At 70.7% G+C, this 13901-nt stretch carries 7 protein-coding genes and 1 tRNA gene; 1 reads left to right on the top strand and 7 read right to left on the bottom strand.

All coding sequences use genetic code 11. The features are described from left to right. Nucleotides 1–20: 20 nt before the first annotated feature. Nucleotides 21–1316 carry an amidohydrolase family protein gene (locus ABZ464_RS14490; RefSeq protein ID WP_359275870.1) on the bottom strand — a complete coding sequence of 432 codons (1296 nt, stop codon included), beginning with the start codon at nt 1314–1316 and terminating at the stop codon, nt 21–23. Between the two features lie 472 nt (nt 1317–1788). Between ABZ464_RS14490 and ABZ464_RS14485 the strand changes: the two genes are divergently transcribed. Beyond that, nucleotides 1789–5868: an AAA family ATPase gene (locus ABZ464_RS14485; protein ID WP_359275867.1), complete on the top strand. Its 4080-nt coding sequence runs from the start codon at nt 1789–1791 to the stop codon at nt 5866–5868. A gap of 202 nt (nt 5869–6070) precedes the next feature. Here the strand turns inward: ABZ464_RS14485 and ABZ464_RS14480 are convergent. The 6 genes from ABZ464_RS14480 to recF form a co-directional block, all read right to left on the bottom strand. Next, nucleotides 6071–6144: transfer RNA gene (locus ABZ464_RS14480), tRNA-Ile, on the bottom strand. A gap of 112 nt (nt 6145–6256) precedes the next feature. Then, entirely contained in the window at nt 6257–7033 is a 777-nt protein-coding gene (locus ABZ464_RS14475; protein WP_359275864.1) for a DUF3566 domain-containing protein, read from the bottom strand. A 19-nt stretch (nt 7034–7052) separates the two neighbouring features. Next, the gene (gene gyrA, locus ABZ464_RS14470) at nt 7053–9647 is read right to left on the bottom strand and encodes a DNA gyrase subunit A (RefSeq protein ID WP_359275861.1); all 2595 of its coding nucleotides are present in this window, start codon (nt 9645–9647) and stop codon (nt 7053–7055) included. 42 nt (nt 9648–9689) lie between these two features. Continuing rightward, nucleotides 9690–11753, bottom strand: coding sequence for a DNA topoisomerase (ATP-hydrolyzing) subunit B (gene gyrB, locus ABZ464_RS14465; RefSeq protein WP_359275858.1), 2064 nt, complete (start codon nt 11751–11753; stop codon nt 9690–9692). 460 nt (nt 11754–12213) lie between these two features. Next, complete coding sequence (locus tag ABZ464_RS14460; protein WP_359275856.1) at nt 12214–12774, bottom strand: DciA family protein; 561 nt, start codon at nt 12772–12774, stop codon at nt 12214–12216. Further along, nucleotides 12771–13892 (bottom strand): DNA replication/repair protein RecF, encoded by a 1122-nt coding sequence (recF, locus tag ABZ464_RS14455; RefSeq protein ID WP_359275854.1) that lies wholly within the window; start codon nt 13890–13892, stop codon nt 12771–12773. Before recF ends, ABZ464_RS14460 begins: the two co-directional genes overlap by 4 nt. Nucleotides 13893–13901 lie beyond the last annotated feature (9 nt).

Genomic DNA, 13901 nt, shown 5'->3' with positions numbered 1-13901 from the left:
CTCGTCCCCGTGACGCTTCCCTACTGCGCCGCCGCGATCGCCGCCCGCGCCCGCGCCCGGAACGCCTCCAGCTTGTCCACCGGCTCCGTCAGCTGCCGGCTGCGCGAGCGGACGCTGACGTCATGGCCGGCCGCGGCCCTGCGCAGCGCGCCGACCGTGGCCCGCTCGCGCGGGATGTGGGCGAAGGGATCGAAGGAGTACCAGCGCATCGCGTTCTCGTGGGTCATCTTCACGATGTCCGCGTCCGGCACCGCGCAGTCCGCCAGCACCTGGTGCAGCTGCTCGGGCGCGTCCGGCCACAGCGAGTCGCTGTGCGGGTAGTCGCCCTCCCAGCAGATGTTGTCGATGCCGATGTCGTGCCGCAGCTTGATGCCCAGCCGGTCGGTGATGAAGCAGGTCAGGAAGTGCTCGCGGAAGACCTCGGAGGGGAGCTTGCCGCCGAAGTCCTGGAGGGTCCAGGTCGCGTGCATCTCGAACGTGCGGTCGACGCGCTCCAGGAAGTAGGGGATCCACCCGGTGCCGCCCTCCGAGAGGGCGATCCTCAGGTCCGGGAACTCCTTCAGCACCCGGGACCACAGCAGATCGGCCGCGGCCTGGACGAGGTTGATCGGCTGGAGCGTGATCATCACGTCCGGCGGCGAGTCGACGGCCGGGATGGCGAGCCGGCCGGAGGAGCCGATGTGCACCGACAGCACGGTGTTCGTGTCGCAGGCGGCCTGCCACACCGGGTTCCAGTACGGGTCGTGGAAGCTCGGGTAGCCGAGGGCGGCCGGGTTCTCCGGGAAGGTCATCGAGTGACAGCCCTTGGCCGCGACCCGCCGGATCTCGGCCGCCGTGAGCTCGGCGCTCCAGATGGCGGGCAGCGCCATGGGGATGAACCGGCCGGGGTACGCCCCGCACCACTCGTCGATGTGCCAGTCGTTGTAGGCGCGCACGAGGGCCAGGGAGAAGTCGGAGTCCTCGGTGGCGAACATCCGCGCCGAGAAGCCGGGGAAGGACGGGAAGTTCATCTGGGCGAGGACACCACCCGCGTTCATGTCCTTGACGCGCTCGTGGACGTCGTAGCAGCCGGGCCGGATCTCGTCCATGCCCTGCGGATCGAGGCCGTACTCCTCCTTGGGCCGCCCGGCGACCGCGTTGAGCGCGGCATTGCCCACGGTGTTGTCCCGGAACTGCCACACATCGCTGCCGTCCTCGCGGTGGACGAGCTTCGGCGCGTCGTCCAGGTACCGCTTCGGCAGGTGGTTCACGAAGATGTCCGGCGGCTCGATGATGTGGTCGTCCACGCTGATCAGGATCAGATCGTCCCGTTGCATGTCAGTGCCTCCCGCACGCCCTGCTGGATCCGCACTCTCGTTTTTTGAAAACTACATTCTCATCACAGGCGAATCAAGCATTCGGACCGCGGGCGTCGGAGCGGCATCGGCGGCATCCGGACAGCAGGGTCCGGGTCTCGGCCAAAGGTGATCGGGAACCGGCCCGGGAAGTGGATCAATGCGTGACGGCCGCGGGCCCGGGGTAGCTCAACCCGGTTCGGGAACCGAGGAGCGGAAAGTGACCGGTGCGCACTGCCTACGCCATCGCGCGCGCCGCACCGTTCGGCACCGGTCCCTCCCCTCGTGCGGACCGCTGCCGAACGGTGCGGGTGCCGTCCGGTTGCCCTTCGGATCCTGCCAGCTACGGCTTGCGGCGAGGAGGGTCCCGACCTCGGGCACCCCTCGTCGCCGCAGGTCAGCCGTATAAAGTGAGTTTTCCGGTCCGGATTCCAGGTGCGAGGGAAGTAAAGGGGTGGAGGCCTTGAGTTCCGACTCAGGGGCGCGCACAGCCTTCGCGGAACGCCTCGCGCTCCTCTACAGGGAGGCCGGCAACCCGCCCCTCAAACGCGTGTCCGAGGCGGTCGCCCGGCTGCGGCGGGTCGACGAGCGCGGGCGCCCGGTGCGGGTGTCGGCCCAGCGGATCAGCGACTGGCGCCGGGCACGGAACGTCCCCGCCCACTTCGTCGCCCTCGCCGCCGTCCTCCATGTCCTGATACCCGAGGCTCGCCGCGCCCGGCCCGTCCCCGTCTCCCCCGGCCTGTACGACATGACCCAGTGGCAGCGGCTGTGGGAACGCGCGCTGGCCGACCCGGTCGCGGCCGGCGAGGGCACCGCGCCCGCCGAGGAGACGGAGGGGGAGCAGACCGCCGCGGGCTCGGGCCCTGGTCCGGGCTCGGGCCCCGGCTCGGCCGAGTCCACCGTTCCGGGGAGCGTGTGCCCCTACCGGGGCCTGGCCTCCTACCGGCAGCAGGACGCCCGCTGGTTCTTCGGCCGGGAACGCAGCACCGAGGCCCTCGTCGCCCAACTGCGCGCGGCCCGGCGCACGGGCGGCCCGGTGATGCTGGTCGGCGCCTCCGGCGCGGGCAAGTCCTCCCTGCTCAGCGCCGGCCTGGTGCCCGCGCTGCGCGACGGGGCACTCGCCGACGGGGCGGATGAGGCGATTGAGGCGATTGAGGCGGGCGTACCGCAGGAGGACATCCTGCATCTCGTCCCCGGTGCCGACCCCCTCGCCGAGCTGACCGCCCGGATCCCCGAGCTCGCGCCCCTCGTCCAGGGCACCCACGAGCACTCCGACCCCGTTTCGCTGCGGTTCGCGCGCTCGGTGCGGGAGGCCGTCACCGTCTGGGCCCGCCGTACGGCGCCCGGTAGCGGCCAGGCGGTCGTCGTCGTGGACCAGTTCGAGGAGGTCTTCACCCTCTGTTCCGACGAGGCGAGCCGACGGCTCTTCGTCCAGCTGCTGCACGCCGCGGCCACACCGGGCGCGGGGGAGCGGGCCCCGGTGCTGGTCGTGCTCGGCATCCGCGCCGACTTCTACGAGCAGTGCCTCGCCCACCCCGAACTCGCCGACGCCCTCCAGCACCGGCACATGGTCCTCGGCCCGCTCACCACGACCGAGCTGCGCGAGGCGGTCACCGGTCCCGCGAAGGCCGTGGGCCTGGAGCTCGAACCGGGCCTCGCGGAGCTCATCGTCCGCGAGGTCAGCGCCGACGGCCCGCGCGGCGCCGACGCCGGTGTGCTGCCGCTGCTCTCGCACGCCCTGCTCGCCACCTGGCAGCGCCGCAAGGCCGGCCGACTGACCCTCGCCGGCTACCGCGCCGCCGGCGGTATCCAGGGCGCGGTCGCCGCCACCGCCGAACGGGCCTGGTCCGGCCTCGACCCGGCCGCCCGCACGGCCGCGCGGCTGCTGCTGCTCCGGCTGGTCCGGCTCGGCGAGGACACCCAGGCCACCCGGCGCCGCGGCACCCGCCGTCAGCTGGCGCAGGAGTCCACCGACCCCGGCGCGACCGAGGAGTCCCTGGAGGCGCTGGTGCGCGCCCGGCTGGTGACCCTGGACGCGGAGTCCGTGGAGATCACCCACGAGGCGCTGCTGACCGCGTGGCCGCGGCTGCGCGAGTGGATCGACGAGGACCGCAGCGACCATCTGCTGCGCCAGCGCCTGGAGGAGGACGGCCGGGCCTGGGAGGGCTCGCACCGCGACTCCTCGCTGCTCTACCGGGGCTCACGGCTCGAACAGGCGCACACCTGGGCGAGGTCGGCCGGCGACACCTTCCTCACCCGCAGCGCGGTGGACTTCCTGGCCGCCTCGGTACGGCTGCGCCGGCGCACGGTCTGGATCAGCCGCGGCGCCGTCTCCGCCCTGGTGGTGCTGTCCCTGCTCGCGGTCGGCGCGGCGGTCGTCGCCTGGCAGCAGCGCAACGACGCCGTGTTCGAACAGGTGGTCGCCGAGGCCGACCGGGTGCAGTACACGGACCCGTCGCTGTCCGCCCAGCTCGACCTGGTCGCCCACCGGCTGCGCCCCGACGACGAGGGCGCCCGCAACCGGCTGATCTCGATCGTCAACGCCCCCCTGGCCACCCCGCTCCTCGGCCACACCGGCGCCGTCTACCTCACCTCCTTCAGCCCCGACGGCAAGCTCCTCGCCACCGCCAGCTACGACCGCACGGTCCGGCTGTGGAGCCTGGCCGACCCCGCCCGCCCCAAACCCCTGGGCAAGCCGCTCAAGGGCCACACCAGCTGGGTGAGCAGCGCGGTCTTCAGCCCCGACGGCCATACGCTCGCCAGCGCCGGCGACGACGGCACGGTCCGTCTGTGGGACGTACGCGAGCCCACCGCGCCCCGCCCCCTCGGCAAGCCCCTCCAGGCCCACGGCGGCACGGTCTACCTGGTCGCCTTCAGCCCCGACGGCCGCACGCTGGTCTCCGCCAACGAGGACAGCAGGGTGCGCCTGTGGAACGTGGCCGACCCGGCCGCGCCGACGGCCCTCGCCACGCTGACCGGCCACAGCGCCGCCGTACGCTCCGTGGCGTTCAGCCCCGACGGCCGTACGCTCGCGACCGGCGGCGACGACAGCGCCGTACGCCTGTGGAACACGGCCGACCCCGGTCGGCCGCGCCCGCTGGGCGAGCCGCTGACCGGGCATGACGGCACGGTCCACTCCCTGGCGTTCAGCCCGGACGGCAGAACCCTCGCCTCCGGCAGCTCGGACGACACCGTCCGGCTGTGGAAGGTGTCCGACCCCGCGCACGCGAGCTCCCTCGGCGCCCCGCTCACCGGCCACACCGGCCCGGTCTGGTCGGTGTCCTTCTCCCCGGACGGCTCACTGCTCGCCGGCGCCAGCGCGGACAGCACGGCCATCCTCTGGAACGTCAGCGACCCGGCGTACCCCTCCCAGGTCGGCGAGCCGCTCGCGGGCAGCAGCGGCGAGATGTACGCGCTGGGCTTCAGCCCGGACGGCACCACCCTCGCCACCGGCAGCGGCGACAACAAGATCCGGCTGTGGTCCGTCCCCACCGCGGACATGATCGGCCGCACCGGCGCCTTCCGCCCGGACGGGCGGGTGCTCGGCACGGCGGCCCGCGACGGACGCATCCGGCTGTGGAACGTGGCGCGCCCCGACCGCCCGGAACCGCTCGGCAAGCCGTTCATGGCCGCGGACGGCGGCTACCGCTCCCTGGTCTTCTCCCCCGACGGCCGCACCCTCGCCGTGCTGACCGACAACCGGGCGGTCCACCTCTACGACGTCACCGACCCGTCCCATCCCGTCTCCCACGGCGCGCCGATCACCCTGCGCACCCGCTTCACGGGCCCGGACGCGCTCGCGTACAGCCCCGACGGCCGAACCCTGGCGACCGGCTACGACGACCGCACGATCCAGCTGTGGAACGTGGCCGACCCCGCCCATGTCACCCCCCTGGGCACCCCGCTCACCGGCCACCGCGGCTATGTCAACGCCCTGGCCTTCAGCCCGGACGGCAAGACCCTGGCCTCCGGCAGCGCGGACGCCACGATCCGCCTCTGGAACGTGACGAACCCGAGCCGCACGACAGGCATCGGCAAACCCCTCAAGGGCCACTCGGGCCCGGTCAACGCCCTCGCCTACAGCCCCGACGGCAGGACCCTCGCCTCCGGCAGCGACGACGACACGGTCCGCCTCTGGGACATCACGGACCTCTCCCGGGCGGGCGGCCTGGGCTCCCCCCTCACCGGTCACACCGAGGCGGTGGTCTCCCTGACGTTCAGCCAGGACGGCGGCACGCTGGCCTCCGGCGGCAACGACAACACGGTCCGCCTCTGGAACGTCCGCACCCCCTCCGACGCCTCCCCCATCGGCCAGTCGATGAGCCCCAACGCCAAGACCGGCAACTTCCTCTCCTTCAGCCCCAACAGCCGCATGCTGGGCGTCTCCAGCGGCGCCGACACGGTCCGCCTCTGGAACCTCGACGTCGACCAGGCCATCACCCACATCTGCGCCACCACCCGCAACGTCCTCACCGCCGAGAAGTGGCACGAGTACCTCCCCCGCCTCTCGTACGATCCTCCGTGCCCCACCTGACCCCGAAGTGATCCCGATCACAACTCCCCACTCCGCCCGACCAGTCGCCTCCCGTTGATCAACCACCCTTGTTAGCCTTGGCCCAAGCCCGGTCGCTGGTGCATCCCCCGTCGCCAGCGACCGGGCCTTTCTCATGCCCACCCTCCCCCCACCACCAACACAAAAGACCCCCGGTTCATCCGAACCAGGGGTCTTTCCACTGTGGGGCTAACAGGATTTGAACCTGTGGCCTCATCCTTATCAGGGATGCGCTCTAACCAACTGAGCTATAGCCCCGCCGCGCTCTGCGGTGTGTGTCCCGCGCGCTGACTCCTGAAGATTAGCGCACGACGTGGGCAGTCCCAAAATCGGTTGTCGGGGGACCGCCCACGGCGGGTTTAGGCGCAGCTCACTCGTCCTCGGCGAGCGTCAGCTCCACGCCGCCGACGAAGCCGGCGGAGAGGTTGTAGATGAACGCGCCGAGGGTCGCGAGGGCCGTCGCCAGGACGACGTCGATGACCGCGATGACCGCCGTGAACATCAGGACGTGCGGGAGGGAGAGGAAGGACTGCAGGTCGAAGCCGTTGGACTCGTTGGAACCGGTGGCCTCGGAGATGGTGCCGCCGACCGTCGAGAAGACGCCCATCGCGTCCATGACCATCCACAGCACCGCCGCCGCCACGATCGTGCAGATGCCGAGCGCGATCGACAGCAGGAAGCTGACCTTCATCACCGACCACGGGTCGGCCTTCGCGACCCGCAGCCGTGCCTTGCGCACCCGCGGCACGGTGCGCGCGCCGGCGCCGGTGCGCGGACGCCGTACCGTGCCCGGCGGCGTCGCCTGGGTCGGGTAGGCCTGCGGCGGGTGGTACGGCGCCGCGGCAGGCTGCGGGGCCTGCCGGTCGCCGGGCAGCGGTGAGGCCGGCTGCTGGGCCTGCGGACCACGGGTGTCCGTCACGGTTCCCCCCTGGGATCCCTTGGATCCTTGCGTGTCGGGCGAGGAGGAGGGGGCGTCGGCGGCCGCCGGCTTGATCGCCTTCAGCTGGGTCGTGTGCGTGTCCTGCTCACGTCCCTCCGCGCCCCGCGCGCTGGTCGTGCGCGCGTCCCCCTCCGGCGCGGCGGAGCCACGGCCGCCGCCGTTCTTGTCCGTGCCGGCAGAAGTACCGGCGCCCGTGGCTCCGCTCACGATGACTCACTCCTCGTGCCTACTCGGCCGAGGGCGCCTCACCCTCGTCCGTGCCGCTGGTGGCGGCGCCCTCGGCGGTCTCGTCCACGGCCACGTCGCCGTCGACCTCCTCCGCCTCGCGCCCCGCCTCGGCGTTACGTGCGATACCGACGACGGCATCGCGCTTGCCCAGGTTGATCAGTTGGACGCCCATGGTGTCACGGCCCGTCTCCCTGACCTCGTTGACTCGCGTACGAATCACACCACCCGACAACGTGATGGCGAGGATCTCGTCGGTCTCCTCGACCACCAGCGCGCCGACGAGCGAACCGCGGTCCTCCACGATCTTGGCGGCCTTGATACCGAGGCCGCCGCGGCCCTGGACGCGGTACTCGTCGACGCCGGTCCGCTTCGCGTACCCGCCGTCTGTGGCAGTGAACACGAACGTACCGGGTCGAACAACATTCATCGAGAGGAGCTCGTCGCCCTCGCGGAAGCTCATGCCCTTGACACCCGAGGTGGCGCGGCCCATGGGGCGGAGCGTTTCGTCCGTGGCCGTGAAGCGGATCGACTGTGCCTTCTTGCTGATCAGCAGCAGATCGTCGTCCGCCGAGACGAGTTCGGCACCGATCAGTTCGTCGTCGGAACCGTCCTCCGTCTCACGGAGGTTGATCGCGATGACACCGCCGGAACGGGGCGAATCGTAATCCTTCAGCGGCGTCTTCTTGACCAAGCCGCCCTTGGTGGCGAGTACCAGGTACGGCGCCGCCTCGTAGTCGCGGATGGCGAGGATCTCGGCGATCGCCTCGTCCGGCTGGAAGGCCAGCAGGTTCGCGACGTGCTGGCCGCGCGCGTCCCGGCCGGCGTCGGGCAGTTCGTACGCCTTCGCGCGGTACACACGGCCCTTGTTGGTGAAGAACAGCAGCCAGTGGTGCGTGGTGGAGACGAAGAAGTGGTCGACGATGTCGTCTTCCTTCAGCTTCGCGCCCCGCACGCCCTTGCCGCCGCGCTTCTGGGCGCGGTAGTCGTCCGCCTTGGTGCGCTTGACATAGCCGCCGCGCGTGACGGTGACGACGATGTCCTCCTCGGCGATCAGGTCCTCGATGGACATGTCACCGTCGTAGGGCACCAGCATCGTCTTGCGGTCGTCGCCGTACTTCTCGACGATCGCGGCGAGTTCCTCGCTGACGATGCCGCGCTGGCGGACCGGCGAGGCCAGGATGTCGTTGTACTCCCGGATCTTCGCCTGGAGTTCGTCGTGCTCCTGGATGATCTTCCGGCGCTCCAGGGCGGCCAGTCGGCGCAGCTGCATCTCGAGGATGGCGTTCGCCTGGATCTCGTCGATCTCCAGGAGCTCCATCAGGCCCGTGCGCGCGATGTCGACGGTGTCGCTGCGCCGGATCAGCGCGATGACCTCGTCGATGGCGTCCAGGGCCTTCAGCAGGCCGCGCAGGATGTGCGCGCGCTCCTCCGCCTTGCGCAGCCGGAAGCGCGTACGGCGGACGATGACCTCGATCTGGTGCGTCACCCAGTGGCGGATGAACGCGTCCAGTGAGAGGGTGCGCGGGACGCCGTCGACCAGGGCCAGCATGTTGGCGCCGAAGTTGGACTGCAGGTCCGTGTGCTTGTAGAGGTTGTTCAGGACGACCTTGGCGACCGCGTCCCGCTTCAGGACGATCACGAGGCGCTGGCCGGTGCGGGACGACGTCTCGTCGCGGACGTCCGCGATGCCGCCGATCTTGCCGTCCTTCACCAGGTCGGCGATCTTCTGCGCGAGATTGTCCGGGTTGACCTGGTACGGCAGTTCGGTGACCACCAGGCACTGGCGGTTCTGGATCTCCTCGACCTCGACGACCGCGCGCATGGTGATCGAGCCACGGCCCGTGCGGTACGCCTCCTCGATGCCCTTGCGGCCGACGACCAGGGCGCCGGTCGGGAAGTCGGGGCCCTTGATGCGCTCGATCAGCGCGTCGAGCAGCTCCTCGTGACTGGCTTCCGGGTTCTCCAGGTACCACTGGGCGCCGGCCGCGACCTCGCGCAGGTTGTGCGAGGGGATGTTGGTCGCCATACCGACCGCGATCCCGGCCGAGCCGTTGATCAGCAGGTTCGGGAAGCGGGCGGGCAGGACGGTCGGCTCCTGGGAGCGGCCGTCGTAGTTGTCCGTGAAGTCGACGGTCTCCTCGTCGATGTCACGGACCATCTCCATGGACAGCGGCGCCATCTTGCACTCGGTGTACCGCATGGCGGCCGCCGGGTCGTTGCCCGGGGAGCCGAAGTTGCCGTTGGAGTCGACGAGCGGCATGCGCATCGACCACGGCTGGGCGAGGCGCACCAGGGCGTCGTAGATCGAGGAGTCGCCGTGGGGGTGGTAGTTGCCCATGACGTCGCCGACGACGCGGGCGCACTTGTAGAAGCCGCGCTCGGGGCGGTAGCCGCCGTCGTACATGGCGTACAGGACGCGGCGGTGGACGGGCTTGAGACCGTCGCGGACGTCGGGCAGCGCGCGGGACACGATGACGGACATCGCGTAGTCCAGGTACGAGCGCTGCATCTCCGTCTCGAGCCCGACGGGCTCGACGCGCATCGCGACTTCGCCGCCCTCTTCAGGGGTGACGGGAGTGTTCTCGTCGGCCATTGCTGGTGAAGATCCTTCCTGGTGCGGTCAGCTGAGACCGACTCAGATGTCGAGGAAGCGGACGTCCTTGGCGTTGCGCTGGATGAACTGGCGGCGGGCCTCGACGTCCTCGCCCATGAGGACCGAGAACAGGTCGTCGGCCTGGGCGGCGTCGTCCAGGGTGACCTGGCCGAGGACCCGGTGCTCCTGGTCCATCGTGGTCACGCGCAGTTCCTCGGCGTTCATCTCGCCGAGACCCTTGAAGCGCTGGATCGAGTCCTCGCGGACGCGCTTGCCACGCTGGCGGCCCATCTCGATCAGCGCGTCGCGCTCGCGGTCCGAGTAGGCGTACTCGATGTCGTCCCGGCCCCACTTGATCTTGTAGAGCGGGGGGCGGGAGAGGTAGACGTGCCCGGCCTCGACCAGCGGCCGCATGAAGCGGAACAGGAAAGTCAGCAGCAGGGTGCTGATGTGCTGGCCGTCGACGTCGGCGTCCGCCATCAGGATGATCTTGTGATAGCGGAGCTTCTCGATGTCGAAGTCCTCGTGCACACCCGTGCCGAAGGCGGAGATCAGCGCCTGGATCTCCTGGTTCTGCAGGATCTTGTCGATCCTGGCCTTCTCGACGTTGAGGATCTTGCCGCGGATCGGGAGGATCGCCTGGTACTGCGGGTTGCGGCCGGACTTGGCCGAGCCGCCGGCGGAGTCACCCTCGACGATGAAGATCTCGCACTTGGTGGGGTCGTTCGACTGGCAGTCGGAGAGCTTGCCCGGGAGCGAGGCGCTCTCCAGCAGGCCCTTGCGCCGGGTCAGGTCGCGGGCCTTGCGGGCCGCCACGCGCGCGGTGGCCGCCTGGATGCCCTTGCGGACGATGTCCGCCGCCTCGACCGGGTTGCGGTCCAGCCAGTCCTGGAGGTGCTCGTAGACCGCCTTCTGGACGAAGGTCTTGGCCTCGGTGTTGCCCAGCTTGGTCTTGGTCTGGCCCTCGAACTGCGGCTCGCTCAGCTTGACCGAGATGATCGCGGTCAGACCCTCGCGGATGTCGTCGCCCGTGAGGTTGTCGTCCTTCTCGCGCAGCAGCTTCTTGTCGCGCGCGTACTTGTTGACCAGGTTGGTCAGGGCCGCGCGGAAGCCCTCCTCGTGGGTGCCGCCCTCATGCGTGTGGATGATGTTGGCGAAGGAGTACACGCCCTCGCTGTAACCGCTGTTCCACTGCATCGCGACCTCGAGGGAGAGGGCGCGCTCCTTGTCCTCGGCCTCGAGGTCGATCACCGTCGGGTGCACCGCTTCGCCCTTGCGGGAGTTGAGGTACTTCACGAAGTCGACGATGCCGCCCTCGTAGTGGTACGTGACGGTCTTGACCTCGGACTTCTCGTCGGCGCCCGCCTCGTCCGCACCGGTGACGGCCTTCGCCGACTCGCGCTCGTCCGTGAGTTTGATCGTCAAACCCTTGTTGAGGAACGCCATCTCCTGGAAGCGCCGGGAGAGCGTCTCGAACGAGTACTCGGTGGTCTCGAAGATGTCCTGGTCGGCCCAGAAGGTGACCGAGGTGCCGGTCTCCGTGATGGCCTCGTGCTGGGCGAGGGGCGCCGTGGGGACGCCCATCTTGTAGTCCTGCGTCCAGCGGTGGCCGTCGGTCCTCACCTCGACAGCGACCTTCGACGACAGGGCGTTCACGACCGAGACGCCGACGCCGTGCAGACCGCCGGAGACCGCGTAGCCGCCGCCGCCGAACTTGCCGCCCGCGTGCAGCACGGTCAGCACGACCTCGACGGCCGGCTTGCCCTCGGAGGGCACGATGCCGACCGGGATGCCGCGGCCGTTGTCGATGACGCGGATGCCGCCGTCGGCCAGGATCGTGATGTCGATGGTGTCCGCGTGGCCGGCCAGTGCCTCGTCGACGGAGTTGTCCACCACCTCGTACACGAGGTGGTGGAGGCCACGCTCGCCCGTGGAGCCGATGTACATACCGGGGCGCTTGCGGACCGCGTCCAGGCCCTCGAGGACGGTGATGGCGCTGGCGTCGTACGAGGCGGTGACCTCGCCGTTCGCGCCGGCGTCGGTGGACGGGTTGTTCTCGTTGGGGTTGCCGGAATCGGCCACGAAGCGCCCTTTCTGGCACAGCACGAGCCAGGCTCCCCGGCAGGTTGCCGGAGCGGCTGCGGCATGTTGCGTTGGTAACGCCTTGATCAGCGTTGCTCAGCTTGTCCCGGGCGGTCCCCACGATTGGGGCGGGATTGGCTTCCAGTCTACCGGTAGCACTGACAGTGATGGGGGTTTGCCGGTACCTGAGTCCGGATGTGCCGCCCTCAACCGGTCTCCGACGGGTCCCGATATACGGAAGGGGGCTTCAAGGGGCTCACGGAGGCACTCAGCGCTTCCGGGTGTCAACCCTTGGCTACCGACGGGTCAGGTCGGAAATCGCGGGAAATCGGCCCCGTGTGCGGGCGGTTTGAGCGCTTGTCCACAGGCTGTGGGCGAAGGACGGCGCCCACCTGCGGGCATCCTCCGGGCGCCCTCCGGACAGACGAAAAGACGGCCGGGGCGGTACGCGCGTGCCGCCCCGGCCGTCTCCACGTGACGCAGATCACCCGTATGTATCGCCGGGGCCGGTGGATCCGGGGGCGCGCAGCGGGCCGTAACGACGCACGGGGCCGCCCGGGCCCTGCACCTTGATCTGTCTGACCCGGCCGTGCCCGAGATCCTCGTTGAGCCGGGCGACCAGGGTCGGGGCCAGCAGCCGCAGGTTCGTCGCCCAGGCCGTGGAGTCGCAGCGCACCACGAGGACCCGCTCGTCCTCGTCGTAGCGCTCGGGCACACAGTGCTTGGCCACGTCCTCGCCGACGATCTCGGGCCAGCGCCCCATCACCCCGCCCACGGCCGCCGGCGCCTCCCAGCCGCGCTCGGTCAGCAGCCGGTTGATCGCCGCGCCGAGCGCCATGGGGTCGCGTCCGTCCGCCCGCGCGCCGGAGCGCAGACCGCCCCCGCGGCGCGCCTGCTTCTTCTGCTGCGCGGCGTCCCCCCGCGCGCGTGCCTGCTCGCGCGCCGCCCGCAGCGCCACGCGCGCGAGGTCGACGCCGGAGGGCTCGGGTGTCTTGCGGCGGACGTCGGGGGGCTCGGGTGTGGTGCGGGGCTCCTGCTCGGTCATACGCGTTCCACCGTCCCGTCCGCGACCGCGTACCGCGCCCCGCTCAGCACATGCGGTACGTCGTCGTCGACCGCCGCGGTCACCAGGACCTGTTCGCCCGGCGCGACCAGCTCGGCCAGCCGCTCCCGGCGGCGCGCGTCCAGCTCGGCGAAGACGTCGTCGAGCACCAGCACCGGCTCGTTGCCCTCGGCCCGCAGCAGGTCGTAGGAGGCCAGCCGCAGCGCCAGCGCGTACGACCAGGACTCGCCGTGGGAGGCGTACCCCTTGGCCGGCAGCTGACCGAGTTTGAGCAGCAGATCGTCCCGATGAGGTCCTACGAGGGTGACGCCCCGCTCGATCTCCTGCTTGCGGACGTCCGCGAGCGCCGCCATCAGCTGCGCGTGGAGATCCTCGCGCGTGTGCGCCTCACCGGGCGCCGACGGCCGGTACTCCAGGGCCAGCGGCCCCCCGCCGGGCGCCAGCTGTTCGTACGCCTTGTCGGCGAGCGGCTGGATCGCCGCGACCAGGTCGAGCCGCTGGGCGAGCAGCTCGGCGCCCGCGCGCGCGAGATGCTGGTCCCACACGTCGAGCGTCGACAGGTCCATGGACCGCCCGCCGTGCCGCCGGGCGAGGGCCGCCGACTTCAGCAGGGTGTTGCGCTGCTTGAGGACCCGCTCGTAGTCGGACCGCACACCCGCCATGCGCGGGGAACGGGCCGTGATCAGCTCGTCCAGGAACCGCCGCCGCTCCCCGGGATCCCCCTTGACCAGCGCGAGGTCCTCGGGCGCGAACAGCACGGTCCGTACGATGCCCAGCACGTCCCGAGGTCTGACCTGCGAGGACCGGTTGATGCGGGCGCGGTTGGACTTGCCGGGGTTGAGCTCCAGCTCGACGAGCTGCTGCCGCTCGCCCTGCCGGACCTGCGCGCGGATGATCGCGCGGTCGGCGCCCATGCGGACCAGGGGCGCGTCGGAGGCGACCCGGTGGCTGCCGAGGGTGGCGAGATAGCCGACGGCCTCGACGAGGTTGGTCTTGCCCTGCCCGTTGGGGCCGACGAAGGCGGTGACGCCCGGGTCGAGCGGGACCTCGGCCCGGGCGTAGGAGCGGAAGTCGGCCAGCGACAGATGCGTGACGTGCATGGTCGTTCG

Source organism: Streptomyces sp. NPDC005820 (assembly GCF_040630255.1).
Taxonomy (GTDB): Bacteria; Actinomycetota; Actinomycetes; order Streptomycetales; family Streptomycetaceae; genus Streptomyces.
This window is presented reverse-complemented; position numbering and strand designations above follow the sequence as displayed.